This is a genomic window from Pseudomonas sp. PAMC 29040, assembly GCF_003994535.1.
Taxonomy (GTDB): domain Bacteria; phylum Pseudomonadota; class Gammaproteobacteria; order Pseudomonadales; family Pseudomonadaceae; genus Aquipseudomonas; species Aquipseudomonas paraversuta.
Map to the genome: position 1 here is coordinate 204,673 of NZ_RZAA01000006.1, position 17,463 is coordinate 222,135.

The window sequence follows — 17,463 nt, forward strand, 5'->3', positions numbered from 1 at the left end:
TTGGCTATTTTGCATTGGAGTTCAGTCTAAAGGGCTGAGTTCGAACAAAAAGCGCAAAACATGGGCGCCAAGTATCGATTAAATCGATTTGTTGCGGTTGTCCCAGTAGCGCTGAGCCAGTTCGAAGGCTTGCTCGCGGGGCGTACCCAGCCCGCGCAAGGCCAGGGCCATGGTCGATAGCAACGCCAGCTGCGGATAGCTGTCCTCGACCTCTCCACGCCATAACGCCTTAAGGTGTTGTGGCTCCAGGGTTGCCGGTTTGACGTGGCGCTGCGCAGACAACGCCGGCCATTCTTCGTCCCAGCTCACACCTTGGGTGGTGCCGTACAGATGGCTCAGGCTGTCAGGGTTGACTTCGATTTCGCCGCCATCGCCCTTGACCACGATGCTGGTGTCTCCCAGCAAGCCGCTGGCGTCGCGATGAACGCTTTGATAGCCCGGATGGAAAATGCTCTGCAGGCCGCAACGTGCACCCAGGGGGTTGAGAATGCGTGCCAGCGAGTGAATTGGCGAGCGCAAGCCCAGGGTATTGCGCAGATCGATCATGCGTTGCAACTGTGGCGCCCAGTCCTGCAGCGGCATAAATGCCAGATTGCCCTGGTCCAGGGCGACTTCAACGCTTTGCCAGTTGCGACACAGTGGTATGGCCAGTTCATCCAGCAGCTGTTCGCTGTATAGACGGCCTGCAGTATGGGCGCCGCCGCCATGCATAAAGATGCGTATGCCGTTTTGCGACAGGCATTTGGCTGCCAGCAAATACCAGGGTAAATGGCGTTTCTTGCCCGCATACGTTGGCCAGTCAAGATCGACGTGGATCCCGGGGGCTGTCAGGCGCTCGCGCACCGCTTCGGTGAAACCGGCCAGTTCTTCAGGGCTTTCTTCCTTGTGCCGCAGCAACATCAGGAAGGCGCCCAGTTGCGTGTCCTCGGCCTTCTCATCCAGCAGCATGCCCATCGCTTCGCGGGCTTCTTCGCGGGTCAGGTTGCGGGCGCCGCGCTTGCCTTTACCCAGAATCCGGACAAATTGTGCAAAAGGGTGCTCGGCGGGTGTTTCCAGGGTCAGCGGTGCAGGGATGTTCATAGACAATTGGTCGGCTTTGGCAGGCCCGCCAGCTTGGCGGCGAGTTTGGCGGGAGTGCCATTGAACAGGCGATTGAGATGCAGGCTGTTGCCTTTATCTGTCCCCAGCTTGAGTGCGGTGTATTTGATCAGCGGCCGGGTAGCGGGAGACAGCTGGAACTCCTGATAAAAGTCGCGCAGCAGTTGAAGAATTTCCCAGTGCTCGGGGCTGAGCTCAATACCCACCTGTGCGGCCAGTGCCTGAGCGACGTCTGCCGACCAATCGTTGAGGTTGAGCAGATAACCGTCTTTATCCAGCGGGATGTTTTTACCATCGAGGGTGAGCACATTCATAGCCAGCTGTTGACCTTGTCATACTGAATAGACAGATCGACGAAGGCCGGGTAGTCAATCGCTACCGCCCACTGCGGGCACTCGATATTGCGTGCCTGCAGATCTTCTTCGAGGGCAAAGACAGTCTTGTCTTCAAGTGTGCTGCTCTGCTGCTGCAGGGCATAGACCGCATCGCCACAGAGTAGCAAGGCATCACCGCGCCCCAGAATGCGTAAGCAGCTATCCAGGCGCGTGTCTGAAAAGGGCGAGTGACTCAGAACGTGTAAGGTCGACATCAGAGAGTTATCACTTGGTCATAACGGTCAATAAGTGTGCGTATGTCTTCTGCCGACAGCGGCTCGACGTCATCGACTGCAAGTCCGGCAGGCGAGATGCCGCGTACGGACAAACTGTGGCCGCAAGCGAACAGGTCCTCAACGCCGAACAGGGACAAAGCTTGCAGATTGGCCGTCAGGTTTTTTTGCTGGACGGCGGCGGCTTTCTGCTCGGGTACAAGCTGAAATACACCGTCATCCATAAACAGCAGACCGATGGGCAAATCGAACGCTCCGCCTGCCAGCACGATATCCAGCGCTTCTTTCGCGTTGATGCCGGACCAGGGAGACTGACGGCTAATAATCAAAAGCGACTTAGGCATCTCAAGGCCCTCCGAAGCAGATCAGTCGATCGGCCGATTGAATTGCATCATGCAACTGTCCCAGACCAGACAATTCCCACGGCGCTTGCAAATTGACCGCCGGGCGTTGATATCGCGCAGCTTCGTCGTTATTCAGCACACCGCGGCGCAAGGCTGCTGCAATACACACCACGCCATCGAGTTGATTGTTGCTGACGAAGGTTGACCATTGCTGTGCGAGGTCTTGTTCATCTTGAGGTGTCACGATATTGCTCGAAGCGCTGTGGACGCCGTCCTGATAGAAAAACAACCGGACAATCTCGTGGCCGCCCGCCAATGCCGCCTCGGCAAAGCGCAGGGCTCGGCGAGAGGAGGGCGCATGGGCTGCTGAATAAAGGGCAATGGCAAATTTCATGGTGGGCTCTGTCGGCAAATCTGACGCAATGATAAAGCCAGACGCCTAAAGATGCTTGCTACAGGCAATAAAAAGCCCGCCGAAGCGGGCTTTTGTACAGCGGTCGTCAATCAGTCGTCGCGGCTCATGATGCCGAAGATTTGCAGCAGGCTGATGAACAGGTTGTAGATCGATACATACAGGCTAATGGTCGCCATGATGTAGTTACGCTCGCCGCCCTGAATGATGGCGCTGGTCTGGAACAGAATGCAGACCGAAGAAAACAGCACGAAACCGGCGCTGATAGCCAGTTGCAGGCCGCTGATCTGGAAGAAGAAGCTCGCCAGCGTTGCGCCCAGCAGAACAAAGAAGCCTGCAGTGATGAAACCACCCAGGAAGCTCATGTCCTTGCGAGTAATCAGCACATAGGCCGACAGACCGCCGAAAACCAGAGCCGTCATGGCGAATGCGGAGCTAACGACCTCAGCGCCGCCCTGCATGCCCAGGTAGCGGTTGAGAATCGGGCCCAGCAGGAAGCCCATAAAGCCGGTCAGGGCAAAAGCAGACACGAGGCCCCATGCCGAGTCACGCAGCTTGTTGGTCAAGAAAAACAGGCCGTAAAAGCCGATCAGGACCACGAAAATGTTTGGGTAACCGACACGCATCTGCTGAGATACGTAGGCCATTACACCGCTGAAAGCCAGTGTCAGGGCCAGTAAACCGTAAGTGTTGCGCAGGACACGGCTAACCTCTAGCTGTTCGGCCTGCACGTTGCTATTAACTGGGTAATCCTGTTCGCGCATGGCGATACTCCTGTGTCCGGAAATGTTAAGTTGCAAAGATCATAGCAGAGGCTCTGAAACAAGGGATCAAGAGAGTTTGACAACGTGTTTCATTCAGGTATTATGGCGCCCGCAACAACGTTAGGAGGTGTGGCCGAGTGGTTTAAGGCAACGGTCTTGAAAACCGTCGACTGTAACAGGTCCATGAGTTCGAATCCCATCGCCTCCGCCATATTGCTACACCGCAGAGCCCGCCATTGGCGGGCTTTGTCGTTTCTGGGGTTTGGGGAATTCTGCGCCTGACTGCTAGGCGTTCCGAAACTATTTGGGAAGAGTTCCGAAACTAGCGCTATTTTGATGGTTTCGCGGTAGTGCCAAGCCTCCTGTAAACCCGCTTTGTGATATCGCTTTTTGTGTGCCCCAAGAGGAGGCTGGCGTCCTCAATGTTCTTGATTTCAGATGCCGCTTTCGGTCGGATGTCCCGGAATTGGAAAGCAGCAATTCGACCAGCCAGCAAGACATCCTCTCCCTCGATAGCTGTTTTCTTGGCTTGCTCTCTCGCTTCATCCCATCGCTTACGCAACATGGCTGCCGTCATGCGCTTGCCATGCTTGCTCACTATCAGGTAGCTCGAGCAGTGCTGAGCATTGCGCTCAGAAATCACGCGAATTAGGGCTCCCAAGCTATTCTCCCGCCCGTCATCGTTCACCATAAAGATCCGTATGCGCTGCTGTGTCTTATTCTGCTGAACGAGCAAATAATCCCCTTCTACATCATCCCTTCGCATCATCAGCACGTCAGCCGGCCTTTGCCCGGTGAGGTAGGCAAGATCCATAGCCTCTTTCAATTCGGCCGGCGCTTTTTGATATACCGCATCCCACACAGCATCATTGGCATAGTAGTCCCGTGGCTTTTCTTTGTTCTTGCGCACGCCCTGGCATGGGTTCTCGCGGGTTGTTAGCCCCCATTCTCTGGCCATATTAAAAACATGGGAAAGTGTAGCTAGCTCTCTGTTGGCTCGAACTTTCGCCGTCCTTTTGTCTCGGTACCCCGCAATGGCCGCTGGTGTAATCGAATCAATAGGGGCGTCGTCGAACACAGGCCGCAGCTGTTTGAACTCGGCCAAGTTGTCCTTTTGAGTGCGAGGCGCTTTCTTCGGCAGAATATCGCGGATATAACGATCAAATATTCCCCTCATCACAGTCAGGTCTGCTGGCTTTTCCTTTGCTTCCAGCTCAGCCCACTTAATCCGCGCTATATCCAGGTCGCACCCTAAAGCTATTTCCTTGCCGGTTGCATCTCGATAATAAAAACCAATCCAAACTGTGCCGTTTTTGCGTGGACGTTTACGGCGTACCATTCCTGGCGGTAGATCCCTGTTTTCTGTATTGCGGGGGCGCATGTCAGTTCACTCTTGAAAAATCTGGCGTCCAGGTTGGAGCTACTGGCGGGGGAGTTTGGGTTGCCAAAGTTGGTGAGATTATTCCGAGCTTCATGCGGGCGAACATCCGGCCAACGAGAGGGCGACCACCGCGACTTTCGATAAAGACCCAGTTGCGAGCCTTGAGCCATTGACGCTGATAGCCGCGGTGTTTGTAGCCGGTAAGGTCGGCCAACTCTTCCTCTGAGAGGATTTCAGTTTCCATGCGCGTATCTCCATGCCTCCTAGTAGCGAGGCAGAGGTGTTGGGTTCAAAAAATTGGGTTTGAAGTTTGTGCAGCATGCAATGAGCATTGATGCTGTAGTGATGACTTCAAGGGTAGAGGGCGTTCTGCGCATCGCTATGATGTGGTTTTGATGTGACGTAGAATGGCGGGCATAAAACGTCATATTGAGTGCGGGATTTATTATGTCAAACTGGTTAGAAGACCATCCTGTTTTCACAATTATCGGTCACACAGTACTGGTTGCTACTGTGACTTGGGTTGTTTCTTCATATATGATTGATGAAAGCAAGGTGAATTTGTACAGAGCTAAAGCAGAAAACGCTGATTCCAAGTCCTCGCAGTATCTAGCAAAGATATCTGTTTTGGAGTTGGAGTTGGGTAAGTTAAAGGCAGAGAATGATAGGTATTTATCTTGGTTGACTGAAGAGCCAAAATCCATGCCTGCAATGGATAGAAAAATAAAGGGTCTAGAGAAAGATTTAAGTGAGTTTAAAGTTGCGGCAGCTAGTGCTAGTGCTTCTGAAGTGTTGGAAGCGGCCAAGGCTAAAATTAGTGTTTACGAGTACTCAATGCCTTTCTCAAAAGGTGAGTCATTTATTGATCCTAAAACAAAAGCTGTTATAGGTATATCTGAAATTGGTTCCGACTATACTGCAAGAGGAACGCTTTCTCTTCCTGGTAAAGAATCTGTTAAGTTGAGGGGTGTTCAGCCCGGGGAAACTTGGGATTTTGAGAAGGCTGGTGTTAATTATCGTATGACTTTGGATAAGGTTAATTGGCTGAATAACACTATTAAGGCATCAGTCGTAGAGATTCCTAAAGATGATAATTAAGAGCTAGGCTGAATCTAGTGTCTGGTTAAGTATGGATTTTGCTTTGTAGTTAGAATGTAGATTTCATGCTGCTTTTGCTTTTTGTTCGATGGCGCGCCAAGGATCATTGGCCCAGGCTAGTGCTGCCATTGGCGGGGGGCTGACGCTGTTTCCGCACATGTGCACCTGCTGGGTTTTGGTGAATGGTTTGCCATCAGCGCCGTGACTAATGATGTAGTCGTCCGGGAAGCCCTGGGCCTTGTACAGCTCTGCCGGCTGCAGCATCCGCAGGCAGATATCGACGATTACATACGGCGTGCCTTTGATGGTGACGGTGACCAGTGCTAGGCGGTCGCGTGTCGTAATTGTCGGTGCAGGCTCATTGGCAGCGCTCACATTCTCAGTGCCGTAGTAGCTGATCAGAAAGGCCGCGACTCGCAGCGCACCGGCTTCAACCTCTGGTGAGAGATGTAGCTCGATCAGCGAACTCTTTCCGCCACCGCCCGCGGTGATGGTAGGTGCAGGATCGTCCAGGCCCTGGCCGACACTTGCGCCGAATTGGCGCTCAAGGAATGCCGTCATCAGTCCGTGGTGTGTGCCGCCGGCACTGATGGTGTGCAACGGGTCGTTCAAGTCCCGTGCATCGCAGTTGCCACGCAAGTGCACCAGGTTGGCGGCGACCAGTTGCTGCTGGCTGCCTGTGTTGGTCACGGTGGTCATGGGGTCTTCAATGCTCTTGGCAGCAGTCGTGTTGAAGCCGCCATTCATTTGGGCCATGAAGGCCGTGGCCACTGCGTACTTGCCGCCCGACGCCATGATGGTTCCCAGCGGCTGGCCAAGGTCGGCGCTGCGCGGAGCTGATCCGGGCTTGTCGCCATTACCGAGCTGCACCAGCGCCGCAGCGGCGATCGCACGATGATTCTGCGTCATCAGGGTGCCGATTGGCTGATCGACGGCTACCGGCTTGCCCGAATACACCGGGCCGCCCGCACCTACAAGCACCGGACTGACTACCGAGAAGGCGCCGCCTTTGGGGTAGGAGGTCACTGTGCGCAGTGGCTCGTCCGCAGACTGCACACTCTCTCCGGACCAGTTCGCGATCGGCACAATAAAAGGGTTGGCTGAGTCGAGCACGAACTTGCGCATGCCCTTGGCAACTCGACGCAGGGTGGCCGGCGCCAGATCCTTTTTACGCCCAAAGATGCTTTTGCTTGGGGTCGTCCAGTCAATGCACTCGGCTGCGGTCCGCCACTTCTGCTGGCCCTTGACGGGGTTCTTGGCGTGGGTTGGCTCTGGCCACACGATTGGCTGGCCGTCGTTGCGGGCAATCATGAACAGGCGTTCCCGGCTGGTTGGGGCCCCGAAGTCGCAGGCCTTTATAACGCGCCACTCAACGGCATAGCCTAAGCGCTGCAACTCGGCGACAAACACTGCCCAGGTCTGGCCGCGACGCTTCGGGTCGGGTACCAGGAATTGCTCGCTGACGGGAACTACTTCACCTGGCTCAGCAATCACGCCACCCAGCTTGATGACGCGGCCAGTAGCTTTGCAGCGCTTCGCTACCAACGGCCCCCATAGCAGGATTTGCTTCACGTTCTCAAGGCTGATCACCCGGGGTTGTTTCATGCCGGCCCACTTAAGGCCGATCCACGACAGGTTACGAATCTCGCGCTTACGCGGTTGTCCACCGGCTGCCTGGCTGTGGTGAGTGCAGTCAGGCGACATATGAAACCAGCCCACGGCCTGGCCACCACATTCGGTGTCAGGGTCACCATCAAACACATCAGTGGTGAAGTGTTTCGAATTCGGGTGGTTGACCGTGTGCATGCTTATCGCCGCAGGGCTGTGGTTCTTGGCGACTGTTACTGCGCGGCCAAGACCCATTTCCAGCCCGGTACCGGCACCGCCTCCGCCGCAGAAGAAGTCCACGACGATCTCATCATCCTGCTGGTTGAAGCCTAGGCCATACTGGGTTTTAAAGTCGAAAGAGTGTTTCTTCTGATGTGCAGACATAGAGGATCCTTGCCGGGTATATTGCCGGATCAGTTATCAGTGCATTTAAGTGAGGGGATATGGGGATCTATCAAATTGAAGAGAATCTGTTGCGAGCAGAAAGCTTCATTGCTGAGGAGGGGTACAGCTCGCTGCAGCACGCGTGCCTTGAACTTCGACTGTCCATAGAAAAAGTGGTTTATCGTAAGCTTGCAAAACTAGGGGATGTAATTCCGCCCGCTGTCTATAAGGCTTGGCAGCCACCAAGAGCAATGAAGCTTTTGTTGGGGTTCGAGCCTCGAGCTGATAAACCTGCAACTGTTGCGATTTGTTTGGGTACGGTAGATGGTGGGCCTAGCGGCGAATGGGTGGAACTTGGTGAGTACAGAATGCTTCCTGTTAAGTGGCTGAATAAAAATTACAACAAACTTGGCAAGTTTTTACATGAGACATGTCTCGAGGAAGCTTCAAACCCCGTATCGCTCAAGCCTGAGGACTTAGAGAAGATGATTGTGGAACTTCGAAAAGTCGATGAGTCAGATATGGTTCTCGGTTTCAACAGGATCAGCGACTTTGAATGTGATTGCTGTAGGACTAAAATTTACGTTAGCGATTCTCAAATTAACGATTGCTCGGAGATTTCCTGTTACAACGATTTGTGTGGGGCTGTATTTGTCGTGGCGCCAGACACTAGTGAACAATTCAAAACAGACAGAAAATTTTCGAATAGTGATTTTGCTTGTAAGGATTGTGGTGATAAAAATTCTTTGGATTCTGTATGGAAAGAGGGGTATTTGAATTGTTGGAGCTGTAAGCAGAGATATTTTGTAGCGTGGGAAAAAGTTAAAGTGGCTTATGCTCCGGAGAGTAAGTAACTGTTGCGTGGTAATCGAATTTTTTAAAATTCATCAAGCTGAACTTTTAGCCGTCATCTTTTACCGATGATGGCAATTGTTGTGCACTTAAGGTATTACTTGTGACCGGCATGAAGCCGGATCAAGGAGAAACAATGACTATCGGCACAAAAATGCAAAACCAGCTGGAGGACCTGCTTTCCTCAGGCGCAGCCCTTGAGGTTTCAGCTCAAGGAAAAATGGCAAATCAGCTTGTTGATCTTGCGGTTTGCGCCAAGCGCGGAGGTTCTCACTTAACGATCAAGGATATTGGCCTTCTGATGCAGAACCAATTGATAGACATTGCTAGGGCGGGAAGCGGGCACGTCACTTTTAAGGATTGATAGGTTCAATTATCTCGGCGCCTGGGTCTTTCTGTATGGCTAGCAGGCTTTTATTGCGAAATTCCCGTGCCACGTTTTGTGACTGTTCATATATGTGGCGCGGCGGTTTAAGTAGTGGTTGGCAGCGGGAAGAACCTAGCGCGTGCAGGTGATGAATCATCAGCGTCATCACCTCGCCTCGCCCTGCTCAGTAATGCCTGACCACTCCATCAGTTCGGCCAGCGCCTGCCTGGTGCCTAGGCGAACCCAGGGCCACAAGTCTTTCTCTGCAACGGCCACTCGTTTCCTGGCAGCTTTGGCCGAGCGACTTTTCTGTAACACTGCCATGGCCTACAACTTCAACTACGCATGCGGGCAGTGCCAGCGATGTTTAACGTTTGCGTTGCTGGATGCGGGCTATACGTCTCACATGTAACTGCCGATGAAGACGAACACGGTCAGCGTGATGCCAATGCGCAAAGTCCAACTGCTCAGGAACTCTCCGAACTGCTTAACATTGCACTGCGCTGCTTTTGCCTCCAGCTCGCGAGCATGGGCAGTGGCATTGTTGTGGCCGAAGCGCTCGGCTACGACCACACCAGTAGCGCGATTAATCAGCGAAAAGGTGTTGTTACCGCTCGGCCGCACGATGATCAGCGGGGCCAACGGTGGCGGTTGTACACCGGGCTTTTGGTAGAACTCGGTCGTGGCCTGGTGGGCACGTGCGCGCAACCCGTCGAGAACGGTGATGCGCTGGGCGATTGATGGATGCATGGTCGATCCTCTACTTGGGTTACGGGTATTCGTCAGCACTCAGGCCTTGCGACAAGGGAGGGCTGGCGAATAACTGCGGGAATGAAAAAGCCCAGTCGAAACCGGGCTGTGTTGCGCTCTCAATAAGCCGCCTTATGTAAGAGCCAGGCTGTATGGGCGAGCCCATCATTGGTTAAGTGTCCATGGCTGAATCCTCCGCTCTGTTTGCTCTCTGGAATGGCAGTGTCCAGCGGGGTAGGGGGTTGATGAAGGTGTCCAGCGTCTGCTGGGTTGGCGTCCGCATCGGTCTGTACTCAGGCCGGTGAATGCCGAAGATCAGACCGATGCGTCCTGGTGCTGGGGAGTACCAGGAGCTCGGGCAGTTAGCGACTGGCTGTCGTGGCGCTGGTTGTATCGATTTAAACAACCAGGTCAAACGAGTCGGCGCGGCGTACAAGTCGCAACTCGGAGCCGCGGCGTTCAGAAGGTCTGCGATCCCGTCGAGCCATTCCTTTGTCATCTATGCCTTGCATCGCCATCACCGCAACGAGCAGCAGGCAGAGCGGGGTGATGATTTGCCGGCGCATCGCTTCGGCGACCATAGCGCCCTGGCGATGAACGCCGAGCTTGTACATGGCGCAGGCCAGTCGCTTGACCACGGTGCCCGGCGCAATGTCGAACGCTCTGGCTATCTCTTTGGCTGTCAGTCCCTGGGCAACTGACAGCACGAATTGCAGTTCCCGTGGCGCAAGGCCTCGGCCGAGGTGGCCTTTCCATGCACCGTCTACGATTGTCGATTCCATGATGTCTACTCGGTTGTTTTCCCGATGCACCCGGCAAGCCAGGTGCAGCAGTGAAAGTGTCCGTTCTTAAAAGAGCTCTCATTACTGAGCCAGTCGATCCCCGTGAGGGGGCTGGGATCAGGTTTCCCCCTGGTCGTGGTAGCCGGTGAGTCTCCGGCTTGTAGCCGGTGTGACCCGGCAATAGCGCAAACAATACCAATGGCAATATTTATTGTAAATGCCAATGGTACTAATATTTTCGTTAGGCATGAAAAAACCCGCGCTTGGCGGGTTTCTATCGGGGTCAGATGAGAGCTTTCAGGTGCAGCGCCTGACACTAGATGGGAGCAGGCTGTCCGAAAAGTGCCACTTGCCAGGCATGCTCACCAATGATGGCTACCGGGCTTCCCGATTCGCGCAACTCAACGGCTCTCATGATCTTTAAGCCATAGCTGCTATGGCGCCACTGATCGTTCCCGACACTACCTACCACCAGGTAGTGAGTCTTCTTATTGATCCCGCCACCAATCAGTCCGCCGCGCTCTTCAATAAGCGCCTGGCAGTCCTTGCGCGGCCCGTAAGCCATAACACCCGTGAAGACGAACAGCCGTTCTTGCCAGATTATTTCTGGAATTGGCATGTTGAAGGGGAGGTCGTTCGGGGCGGTAAAGCTGGTTTCGGTGGTTTTGCTCTCGGCTTTACCTTGGCCAAGGCTCAGGCCAGAGAAATTTTGCAGCATTGCCAAAAGCTCTCTCGACTCCTCAGCATCCAAAATCCCATCGGAAAGCATGTTTGATAGACGGCGATAGAGGATATTGACGACAGGGTCTTCTAGATGCAGAAGATTTTTGGCGATCCATTCTTCAAGAAAAATGGCTTCTTTCAAGGTGACGACACCGTCCGAAACAATGCCGGCTGCCAAGCCTACAAGGGCGTCAGCAGAGCGCCTGTCAATGCGGTCTTCATGGAAAAAGCGACTGTTCTGAAACTCCTGATGCAGGTCCACCATTTAAAGCTCCTTCTTCAATGTTGTTAGTTTCGGACTCATTCAGGATTTTGCGAATGTCTGGAGTGAAGGTCACGATCATCTGTGTTTTTACACATTTGATAGTTACTTCTGAATCCAAGGCAATGCTCAGATCTTCTCCGCGCAGCCCCTGCCATTGGGCCAGATAGCGCAAGGAACCGAACTTTTCGCGCTTAACCAGAGTGCGATCGCTCCCACCTTTCCAGTTTAGGGGAGGGAGCTCTCCGGCCAGCGTTCGCGAGGCCAAGTCGGGGTTCTGGATGGCAAGCTTTCGACCAATTTCCCAGTTTTTTATCAGTCCAGAATCTGGGCCTTGCCAAGTCTCGTGCCAGCTGAGGTTCAACCTTGCCGGCTCTGCATGGGATCGCTCAATTAGTCGGTTTGTCTCAATTGATTCAATCTGGGTCATCCAAGGGTCCATCCTGCAGATTCTTTGTTAGAGCTTCTTCACATCCCAGGCCAAGAGGACGCGGGCGTGGACGTGCATGCGTTCCAGTTGTTCGCCATGTAGATCAATCGGGCGGTAGATCGGATTGTCAGAAATCATCGACAAAGACTTGCCGGTGATTCGCTGCAAGCGCTTGATAAACAGGTCGCCGTCGAGGGTGAAAACATAAATGGCATCTGTTTTGATTTCAGTAATGCCGCGATCAATCAGAAGGGACGCACCATCGCTGAAAGTGCCTTCCATGCTGTCGCCGTCGCCAGTAATAATTGCCAGATTCTCGAGTTTTGAATAATGGACTCCCCGGCGTGCGAGCCAGTCCAAATGGACGGTAATGTCGCGGATCACATCAATTTGCCCGTCGGGTGCCACTATGCCTCGGCCCATGGATGCTGACACATCAAGACGGGGGATTGTCACGTATCCCTCGCTGTCGGGCTTTCTGCTGAAGTCGACAGTTATCACATTGTCGTCTTTGGCAGTCTGCGGGCCGATAGCCTGGGCGATCTTAGTCATTTCTTCAGCAAGGCGATCACTGAACGCAGAAACATCGACGCCGAGAATTTTCGCAAAGCTCGCAGCAACTGCGGCATTGAGCGGGTTAATACCGTTGAGGTAATGGCTTACCGAGCTTTGGTTCATTTCCAAAGCATGAGCAAGCTTCTCCTGGGTTAAACCAAGCTCATTTTTCTTTGCGTTAAAGATGGCCTTGAGTCGCTGGCACTCTTCTTTCTTTTCGGGGGGTAGCGGCTTTTTACTCATGGCCGGATCCTATTCCCATCGGTAATAAAGCATCAAATGCCATTGGCATTTACATTTAAAAATGCCAAAGGTAATATCTCGCCATGAAAACCATGGAGAGAACTCCTATGAGGAGAGTTCACATCACTGCTTTTGCCCAAGAATTTGGGCAGTGCGAGGCTGCAGCCCTGCTCAAAATGACTCAAGGCGCCCTTAGTAAGGCCATTCGTCGTGGCCGGGATATCTACGTCACTCAACACTCAGATGGCTCATATACAGCGGAGGAGGTGCGCTCTTTTCCTTCGCAAAATCCAACCAAAAGTCAGCTTGCAGAAGCGATCGCCATCTGAGGAATCAGAAGGACGCTTTTGTGTGCCCGGTGATTATCAATCTTCACCACTTCGACCAGTAGTGCGGCTGATTAGCTGTTAATCCATCCAGCAGCCAGCTCCCAGGCAAGTAAAGCCAGTGGGTTGCTTGGCTGATTCATCACTTACTTCGGGGCCCACTATGAGCACCATTGGATCATCAAGTAATTCCATTGAAGCCTGCGCACCTTGCGTTGGAGTTGCGCGGTGAGTGTCCAGGCGATGTCTTGGGCGCTGCAAATTCCTAAGGCTGATTTAGCCGATTCGAGTGCACGCCACGTATTGCTGTGTCTGGCCAATTACGCCAGTGCAGACGGGCGCGGGACTTTCCCTTCTGTAAACCGCCTGAGCGAAGACACTGGTCTTTCTGAGCGCACTGTCCGTTACAAACTCGACCTATTGCGTGAGGCCTGTTGGATTGTTCGCGGGAACCAGGCTCTTGCTGCGGTTTATATAGACCAGCACGACCGCCGCCCGGTTGTTTATGACCTTCAACTTTCACGGGGTGCAAATGCTGCACCCCGGTCAAAGCGGGGTGCAGATTTCGACGCACCGGGGTGCAACCTACAACACACCGGGGTGCAGATTTCGACAGACCGGGGTGCAGATTCTGCACCCAAACCACCACTTAACCATCAAGTAACCGAAGAGCAGCTGCAGCGCGAGTTTGCTGGAGTGATTGCCGAGCAGGATCAACAAGCACTCGCCGCCGATGACCGCCAACGCTTTGCCATGTTCGCTCAGTGGGAACCCGCTACGAAGGCGATGGCCGATCAGCTCGCTATCGCTGGCCTGCCATCTGACTCGCTGACCGATGAAGTCATTTCAGGTTTCAAGGGCTTTCACGTTGCCAAGCCGTCCACTGTCGATAGTGCTGCGGGCTGGTGTTTCCGGCTGGCTACCTGGATCAAGCGTGAGCGGGTGAAGACTGCCGGTGTTGTGGTCCAGGCCGATGCGCCTGGGTATGACGATGAAGACACCAGCTGGATCAATGGAGGTGCCAAATGAATCAAGTTTCAGTGATTGCTACCGGCCTGTGGGCCAAGGTCCAGACTGGTCAATTCATCGCTGCCGGTGAAAGTGAAAACATCCAGCCCGCCGCCGAGCTGTCCCAGGCCACGGCCAAGGTCATCAATGGGCTGTTCCGCGAACTGCGTTCAATATTCCCCGCGTGGAAGCAGGCATGGCCGGATATGGCGACCTACAAAGCGGCCAAGCAGCAGTGGATGCGCGGCTTTCTCGAAGCCGGGATCTGCAGCACCGAGCAATTGCGCTTCGGCCTGATGCAGGCGCGCCAAGCCGCAAAGGACTTTGTGCCGAACGTGGGTGTGTTTATCGGTTGGTGCACACCGACAGCGGAAATGCTCGGCCTGCCGAGGTTGTCTGCGGCTCACCGCGAAGCTTGCCGTAACGCGCATCCGTCGATGGCCGGCCAGGCCAAGTGGACCCATGACGCGGTGTGGCACACGGCCAAAGAGTGCGGCTTTGAAAACCTCAACCGGCTGTCCCACGACCTGAGCATCAAGCTGTTTGAGCGCAACTACACGATCACGGTGCGCCGTATTCTGGCAGGCCTGCCGTTGCAGAAAATGCCGCTGGCTTTGCCGCCACGGACCATCGAGCGCAGCGCGCCAGAAGTGGGCAACAAGGCTCTGGCCGCGCTGCGGGCCATGCGTTCGGGAGGTGCTGCGCATGCCTAATCCTCGTCTGGCCCCGGTTGAGCCGAGCGCCTACCGTTGGGCCGTTCACTGCTGCTCCTACAAGCTCGACTTGAGCCATAAGCCCGACCGGGCTGTGGCCTTGTTTGAAAATGAAAGCGCGGCAAAGCATTTCGGCGGATTGATGTGGCCCAGCACCTTTGAAGTGGTGGACCTGCAATCACCTGTGGGAGCGGGGCGATGAACACGAAAATCAAAACCCTGACCGTGAAGCTGTCCGACGCCGAGATTGGGCGCAATGCCAAGCTCGAGCATGTTCGCGACCTGCGGGATGCCGGCCACCCGGCGCTGCACTTTCGCTTTTCCAAGAACCGCACCCGGGGCTCCTGGTACTTGCTCAACAAACGCCGCTGGCACCGCATAGGCGCCTTCCCGGACTTGAGCGCCAAGCAGGTACTAGCCGCGCTGCCGGCCGTGCGCCTGCGTGTGTCGGCTGATGCGGGCTCGACCATTTCCCAGTGGACCACCACGGGCGAACTGCTCAACTGGTACGCCGATCGTATGGCCCGCGACCGCAGCCTGTCGGCCAAGCGCAAGAACACCGGCGCCTCGGCCATGAAGTGCCACCTACTGCCGCGCCTGGGTGATCTGCCATTGGTAGAAGTAAGCAAGGCGACCCTCGATAACTTGTTCATGTGGCCGCTGCAGGAAGCTCTTTCAATCGATTACGTGCGCTTGGCGTTCCAGTTGCTGGCCCTGGCATTCCGGCAAGCGTTGAAGCTGGGCCTGATCACGTCCAATCCGATGGCGGGCATCAAGTTCAGCGACTTCTCCAAAGCCAAGGTCGGGATCAAGCCTTCGCGCCTGCGTGGCGTGCAACTGCAGGATCTGCTGGCCGAGCTGGGGCAGGTCATGGACAGCGAACCGGCTGACGCGATGCTGGCCCTGATGATGCTGTGCCACGGAACGCGAATTGGAGAAACCCGGCAAGCACGCTGGCCGCATATCAGCCTGGCCGAACGCGAGTGGTTCATTCCAGCGGAGCACACCAAGACCGGCGTGGAGCATCACCTGCCATTGACCGACCAGGTGCGCAGCCTGTTGATCCAGTACCGCGAAACTCAAACCGCCCGCGGCTATGACGGCCAGTACCTGTTCCCGGCGCGCAATGGCAAGGCGCTGAGCGAAGGGCAGGCCAGTGCCGTGTTCACCCGGTTGGGCAAAGGCGAGTGGACCAGTCACGACCTGCGCAAGTTGGCTCGCACGGGCTGGGCAGTCCTCGGCATCGACCACCTGATCGGTGAGCTGCTGATCAACCACGCGATGGGCCACAACGTGAAAGTGTACATCCAGTCGGACGTGATGAACCGCAAGCGTGACGCGCTGGAGAAGTGGCACGCCCATCTAGACGAGAAGGGCTTCAGTCTGATCCACGGGCAGACAGACGTTAGATTCGGAGAATCCGGTAATACGCTGCAGGCCGCTAACGGCGCGGCTTGCAGCGCTATTCAGAAAACAACCATAGGCGAGGATTAAAATGATGGTTCGCAAAACGCTGCACCGGCCTTTGGGCGATACCGAGCACATGCTTGAGCAATGGGGCTGGTGGCGGATGGACGGGATGGGGATACCCAGCTATGCCTCGCCGATACTGGCACTTATGCGTGATGCGCTGCCCTCCAGCACGAAGTCCTACACCATCACCGATGAGCTGGCCTGTGCCGTTGATGGAGCTTTGGCCAGGCTGTGCAAGCGAGACCAGCAGATGGGCGACATGGTGTGGCTTTACTACGGATCCAAGTGGCCGGCAGTGCGGGTGGGCCGGCACTTCAAGGTGAGTGAGATGAAGGCGCGAGAGCTGATTAAGGCGGGTGTGGCTTGGATCGACTGCGTTTTGGAGACCCTGCGTGAAGCCGCGTAAAAAGAGTTGTCCATATGGAATAGCTCTGTTTTCATAGCACCGTGTTTAGCTGTTACAGCGGGACACCACAGAGAAAGCCCGACCTTTGAGTCGGGCTTTTGCATTATGTAATTACCTGCTGCATTCTTTGGGCTCAATGGAACGAGACCTCATATAGTGAACCAGATAATCTCTACCGAAATTCAAACCCTTTTTGATGCTGTCGTCGACCTATTGGGTAGCGGACATCCAGAAGGATATACAGGCGGGCTTCCTCTGTTTTCAAACTCCCTTACGGAGGAGCAAATCGAAGAGATACGAGTTGGGCTTCAAGCTCGGCTTGTTGAAGTCGCGGACGGGACAGTACCAGTAGTGACCGTCGATCGGCCTCAGGACGAGGATCAGGGAGCTGTTCTAAAGGTTAGTTTTTATAAGAGTTATGTTGAGGAGCTCAGTGAGCTTGATTGGTTCGTAGACGTCCAAGGCGATTCCTGCTGGTATTTCAAGGCTGCAGACGAGAAGTCTGCGCGGCAGTTAGCATGTTTCTTCAATACTCCGGAAAACAGAAGACAACTCGAGGCTTTTAGGTCTGAGTCTCGAACCGAGACAAGTTTACTAAAGCACTGGTTACTCCAGCTGCGACCGGAAATCGTTGTTGTTAAGTTCGGATATAAAAGCACCGGACAAATAGAATTGGTTGAGCCTGTAACCCTTAGTTCGGTTTCGTAGGTCGGGCTGTTCGAAAGCCCAACGATCCAACTGGGTTTCGTCGTTTTTGCAGATGCGCGTGCAGGAAAACTCTCCATATCGGCATTGTAGTCGACCAAAACCGTGCGCTTTCTGATCGGTTACGCAATGAGAGGATGAGGAGCGTGTCCCAACAAGCCGTTTAAGCACC

24 protein-coding genes, 1 tRNA gene and 1 pseudogene are annotated in these 17,463 nt (G+C 54.5%); 11 read left to right on the forward strand and 15 right to left on the reverse strand.

Annotated features, from left to right (window positions below):
* Positions 1–78: 78 nt before the first annotated feature.
* The 6 genes from WG29040_RS13135 to WG29040_RS13160 form a co-directional block, all read right to left on the reverse strand.
* On the reverse strand, positions 79–1,080 hold the full coding sequence (locus tag WG29040_RS13135; protein ID WP_003442054.1) for a glycosyl transferase family protein: 1,002 nt from the start codon (positions 1,078–1,080) through the stop codon (positions 79–81).
* Positions 1,077–1,412, reverse strand: a complete 336-nt coding sequence (locus tag WG29040_RS13140) for a TusE/DsrC/DsvC family sulfur relay protein (RefSeq protein ID WP_127196250.1) — start codon at positions 1,410–1,412, stop codon at positions 1,077–1,079. Before WG29040_RS13140 ends, WG29040_RS13135 begins: the two co-directional genes overlap by 4 nt.
* A complete protein-coding gene (gene tusB, locus WG29040_RS13145; protein ID WP_003442058.1) occupies positions 1,409–1,687 on the reverse strand; it encodes a sulfurtransferase complex subunit TusB in 279 nt (92 codons plus the stop codon). Before tusB ends, WG29040_RS13140 begins: the two co-directional genes overlap by 4 nt.
* Positions 1,687–2,049 carry a sulfurtransferase complex subunit TusC gene (gene tusC, locus WG29040_RS13150; protein WP_010656406.1) on the reverse strand — a complete coding sequence of 121 codons (363 nt, stop codon included), beginning with the start codon at positions 2,047–2,049 and terminating at the stop codon, positions 1,687–1,689. The genes tusB and tusC overlap by 1 nt, the downstream gene beginning before the upstream one ends.
* Position 2,050: 1 nt before the next feature.
* Positions 2,051–2,443 carry a sulfurtransferase complex subunit TusD gene (gene tusD, locus WG29040_RS13155; protein ID WP_003442060.1) on the reverse strand — a complete coding sequence of 131 codons (393 nt, stop codon included), beginning with the start codon at positions 2,441–2,443 and terminating at the stop codon, positions 2,051–2,053.
* Between the two features lie 110 nt (positions 2,444–2,553).
* Complete coding sequence (locus WG29040_RS13160) at positions 2,554–3,225, reverse strand: Bax inhibitor-1/YccA family protein (protein ID WP_003442061.1); 672 nt, start codon at positions 3,223–3,225, stop codon at positions 2,554–2,556.
* Positions 3,226–3,348: 123 nt separating this feature from the next.
* Here WG29040_RS13160 and WG29040_RS13165 point away from each other — a divergent pair.
* Positions 3,349–3,436 (forward strand) — tRNA-Ser (locus WG29040_RS13165).
* A gap of 117 nt (positions 3,437–3,553) precedes the next feature.
* Here the strand turns inward: WG29040_RS13165 and WG29040_RS13170 are convergent.
* Both WG29040_RS13170 and WG29040_RS13175 read right to left on the reverse strand, forming a co-directional pair.
* The gene (locus WG29040_RS13170; RefSeq protein ID WP_127196251.1) at positions 3,554–4,606 is read right to left on the reverse strand and encodes a tyrosine-type recombinase/integrase; all 1,053 of its coding nucleotides are present in this window, start codon (positions 4,604–4,606) and stop codon (positions 3,554–3,556) included.
* A 1-nt stretch (position 4,607) separates the two neighbouring features.
* Entirely contained in the window at positions 4,608–4,850 is a 243-nt protein-coding gene (locus WG29040_RS13175; protein ID WP_127196252.1) for a DUF4224 domain-containing protein, read from the reverse strand.
* Positions 4,851–5,053: 203 nt separating this feature from the next.
* Here WG29040_RS13175 and WG29040_RS13180 point away from each other — a divergent pair, with 203 nt between their 5' ends.
* Positions 5,054–5,704: a hypothetical protein gene (locus WG29040_RS13180; protein ID WP_127196253.1), complete on the forward strand. Its 651-nt coding sequence runs from the start codon at positions 5,054–5,056 to the stop codon at positions 5,702–5,704.
* 63 nt (positions 5,705–5,767) lie between these two features.
* Here the strand turns inward: WG29040_RS13180 and WG29040_RS13185 are convergent, their stop codons facing one another.
* Complete coding sequence (locus tag WG29040_RS13185; protein ID WP_127196254.1) at positions 5,768–7,696, reverse strand: DNA cytosine methyltransferase; 1,929 nt, start codon at positions 7,694–7,696, stop codon at positions 5,768–5,770.
* Between the two features lie 59 nt (positions 7,697–7,755).
* Between WG29040_RS13185 and WG29040_RS13190 the strand changes: the two genes are divergently transcribed.
* Together WG29040_RS13190 and WG29040_RS13195 are read left to right on the forward strand one after the other, a co-directional pair.
* The gene (locus WG29040_RS13190; protein ID WP_127196255.1) at positions 7,756–8,550 is read left to right on the forward strand and encodes a hypothetical protein; all 795 of its coding nucleotides are present in this window, start codon (positions 7,756–7,758) and stop codon (positions 8,548–8,550) included.
* Between the two features lie 101 nt (positions 8,551–8,651).
* Positions 8,652–8,912: a hypothetical protein gene (locus WG29040_RS13195; RefSeq protein WP_165878355.1), complete on the forward strand. Its 261-nt coding sequence runs from the start codon at positions 8,652–8,654 to the stop codon at positions 8,910–8,912.
* Here WG29040_RS13195 and WG29040_RS24540 read toward each other — a convergent pair.
* The 6 genes and pseudogenes from WG29040_RS24540 to WG29040_RS13225 all read right to left on the reverse strand — a co-directional run bounded on the left by WG29040_RS24540 (position 8,902) and on the right by WG29040_RS13225 (position 12,660).
* Positions 8,902–9,239 (reverse strand): annotated as a pseudogene (locus tag WG29040_RS24540) (hypothetical protein). The gene WG29040_RS13195 and the pseudogene WG29040_RS24540 sit on opposite strands and share 11 nt — an antisense overlap.
* Before the next feature lie 78 nt (positions 9,240–9,317).
* A complete protein-coding gene (locus tag WG29040_RS13205) occupies positions 9,318–9,665 on the reverse strand; it encodes a hypothetical protein (RefSeq protein WP_127196257.1) in 348 nt (115 codons plus the stop codon).
* Between the two features lie 398 nt (positions 9,666–10,063).
* Entirely contained in the window at positions 10,064–10,447 is a 384-nt protein-coding gene (locus WG29040_RS13210; RefSeq protein WP_127196258.1) for a LuxR C-terminal-related transcriptional regulator, read from the reverse strand.
* A gap of 316 nt (positions 10,448–10,763) precedes the next feature.
* Positions 10,764–11,435: a BRCT domain-containing protein gene (locus WG29040_RS13215; RefSeq protein WP_127196259.1), complete on the reverse strand. Its 672-nt coding sequence runs from the start codon at positions 11,433–11,435 to the stop codon at positions 10,764–10,766.
* Complete coding sequence (locus WG29040_RS13220; protein WP_256681545.1) at positions 11,389–11,862, reverse strand: hypothetical protein; 474 nt, start codon at positions 11,860–11,862, stop codon at positions 11,389–11,391. The genes WG29040_RS13215 and WG29040_RS13220 overlap by 47 nt, the downstream gene beginning before the upstream one ends.
* Positions 11,863–11,889: 27 nt before the next feature.
* Positions 11,890–12,660 (reverse strand): LexA family transcriptional regulator, encoded by a 771-nt coding sequence (locus WG29040_RS13225; protein ID WP_127196261.1) that lies wholly within the window; start codon positions 12,658–12,660, stop codon positions 11,890–11,892.
* A gap of 83 nt (positions 12,661–12,743) precedes the next feature.
* Here WG29040_RS13225 and WG29040_RS13230 point away from each other — a divergent pair, with 83 nt between their 5' ends.
* From WG29040_RS13230 to WG29040_RS13260, 7 genes are all read left to right on the forward strand, one after another.
* Positions 12,744–12,989, forward strand: coding sequence for a Cro/CI family transcriptional regulator (locus WG29040_RS13230; RefSeq protein WP_372238795.1), 246 nt, complete (start codon positions 12,744–12,746; stop codon positions 12,987–12,989).
* 240 nt (positions 12,990–13,229) lie between these two features.
* A complete protein-coding gene (locus tag WG29040_RS13235) occupies positions 13,230–14,015 on the forward strand; it encodes a helix-turn-helix domain-containing protein (RefSeq protein WP_127196362.1) in 786 nt (261 codons plus the stop codon).
* Positions 14,012–14,707, forward strand: a complete 696-nt coding sequence (locus WG29040_RS13240) for a replication protein P (RefSeq protein ID WP_127196262.1) — start codon at positions 14,012–14,014, stop codon at positions 14,705–14,707. The genes WG29040_RS13235 and WG29040_RS13240 overlap by 4 nt, the downstream gene beginning before the upstream one ends.
* Positions 14,700–14,909: a hypothetical protein gene (locus WG29040_RS13245; RefSeq protein ID WP_127196263.1), complete on the forward strand. Its 210-nt coding sequence runs from the start codon at positions 14,700–14,702 to the stop codon at positions 14,907–14,909. Before WG29040_RS13240 ends, WG29040_RS13245 begins: the two co-directional genes overlap by 8 nt.
* Complete coding sequence (locus WG29040_RS13250; RefSeq protein WP_127196264.1) at positions 14,906–16,201, forward strand: site-specific integrase; 1,296 nt, start codon at positions 14,906–14,908, stop codon at positions 16,199–16,201. The genes WG29040_RS13245 and WG29040_RS13250 overlap by 4 nt, the downstream gene beginning before the upstream one ends.
* Before the next feature lies 1 nt (position 16,202).
* Entirely contained in the window at positions 16,203–16,586 is a 384-nt protein-coding gene (locus tag WG29040_RS13255) for an antiterminator Q family protein (protein WP_177412976.1), read from the forward strand.
* A 156-nt stretch (positions 16,587–16,742) separates the two neighbouring features.
* Positions 16,743–17,294 carry a hypothetical protein gene (locus WG29040_RS13260; protein WP_127196265.1) on the forward strand — a complete coding sequence of 184 codons (552 nt, stop codon included), beginning with the start codon at positions 16,743–16,745 and terminating at the stop codon, positions 17,292–17,294.
* Positions 17,295–17,463: the final 169 nt, after the last annotated feature.

What these genes read in the sequence shown, in the direction of transcription:
- WG29040_RS13135 (WP_003442054.1), bottom strand. Translation starts at nt 1,080, where the DNA reads ATGAACATCCCTGCACCGCTGACCCTGGAAACACCCGCCGAGCACCCT.
- WG29040_RS13140 (WP_127196250.1), bottom strand. Translation starts at nt 1,412, where the DNA reads ATGAATGTGCTCACCCTCGATGGTAAAAACATCCCGCTGGATAAAGAC.
- tusB (WP_003442058.1), bottom strand. Translation starts at nt 1,687, where the DNA reads ATGTCGACCTTACACGTTCTGAGTCACTCGCCCTTTTCAGACACGCGC.
- tusC (WP_010656406.1), bottom strand. Translation starts at nt 2,049, where the DNA reads ATGCCTAAGTCGCTTTTGATTATTAGCCGTCAGTCTCCCTGGTCCGGC.
- tusD (WP_003442060.1), bottom strand. Translation starts at nt 2,443, where the DNA reads ATGAAATTTGCCATTGCCCTTTATTCAGCAGCCCATGCGCCCTCCTCT.
- WG29040_RS13160 (WP_003442061.1), bottom strand. Translation starts at nt 3,225, where the DNA reads ATGCGCGAACAGGATTACCCAGTTAATAGCAACGTGCAGGCCGAACAG.
- WG29040_RS13170 (WP_127196251.1), bottom strand. Translation starts at nt 4,606, where the DNA reads ATGCGCCCCCGCAATACAGAAAACAGGGATCTACCGCCAGGAATGGTA.
- WG29040_RS13175 (WP_127196252.1), bottom strand. Translation starts at nt 4,850, where the DNA reads ATGGAAACTGAAATCCTCTCAGAGGAAGAGTTGGCCGACCTTACCGGC.
- WG29040_RS13180 (WP_127196253.1), top strand. Translation starts at nt 5,054, where the DNA reads ATGTCAAACTGGTTAGAAGACCATCCTGTTTTCACAATTATCGGTCAC.
- WG29040_RS13185 (WP_127196254.1), bottom strand. Translation starts at nt 7,696, where the DNA reads ATGTCTGCACATCAGAAGAAACACTCTTTCGACTTTAAAACCCAGTAT.
- WG29040_RS13190 (WP_127196255.1), top strand. Translation starts at nt 7,756, where the DNA reads ATGGGGATCTATCAAATTGAAGAGAATCTGTTGCGAGCAGAAAGCTTC.
- WG29040_RS13205 (WP_127196257.1), bottom strand. Translation starts at nt 9,665, where the DNA reads ATGCATCCATCAATCGCCCAGCGCATCACCGTTCTCGACGGGTTGCGC.
- WG29040_RS13210 (WP_127196258.1), bottom strand. Translation starts at nt 10,447, where the DNA reads ATGGAATCGACAATCGTAGACGGTGCATGGAAAGGCCACCTCGGCCGA.
- WG29040_RS13215 (WP_127196259.1), bottom strand. Translation starts at nt 11,435, where the DNA reads ATGGTGGACCTGCATCAGGAGTTTCAGAACAGTCGCTTTTTCCATGAA.
- WG29040_RS13220 (WP_256681545.1), bottom strand. Translation starts at nt 11,862, where the DNA reads ATGACCCAGATTGAATCAATTGAGACAAACCGACTAATTGAGCGATCC.
- WG29040_RS13225 (WP_127196261.1), bottom strand. Translation starts at nt 12,660, where the DNA reads ATGAGTAAAAAGCCGCTACCCCCCGAAAAGAAAGAAGAGTGCCAGCGA.
- WG29040_RS13230 (WP_372238795.1), top strand. Translation starts at nt 12,744, where the DNA reads ATGAAAACCATGGAGAGAACTCCTATGAGGAGAGTTCACATCACTGCT.
- WG29040_RS13235 (WP_127196362.1), top strand. Translation starts at nt 13,230, where the DNA reads ATGTCTTGGGCGCTGCAAATTCCTAAGGCTGATTTAGCCGATTCGAGT.
- WG29040_RS13240 (WP_127196262.1), top strand. Translation starts at nt 14,012, where the DNA reads ATGAATCAAGTTTCAGTGATTGCTACCGGCCTGTGGGCCAAGGTCCAG.
- WG29040_RS13245 (WP_127196263.1), top strand. Translation starts at nt 14,700, where the DNA reads ATGCCTAATCCTCGTCTGGCCCCGGTTGAGCCGAGCGCCTACCGTTGG.
- WG29040_RS13250 (WP_127196264.1), top strand. Translation starts at nt 14,906, where the DNA reads ATGAACACGAAAATCAAAACCCTGACCGTGAAGCTGTCCGACGCCGAG.
- WG29040_RS13255 (WP_177412976.1), top strand. Translation starts at nt 16,203, where the DNA reads ATGATGGTTCGCAAAACGCTGCACCGGCCTTTGGGCGATACCGAGCAC.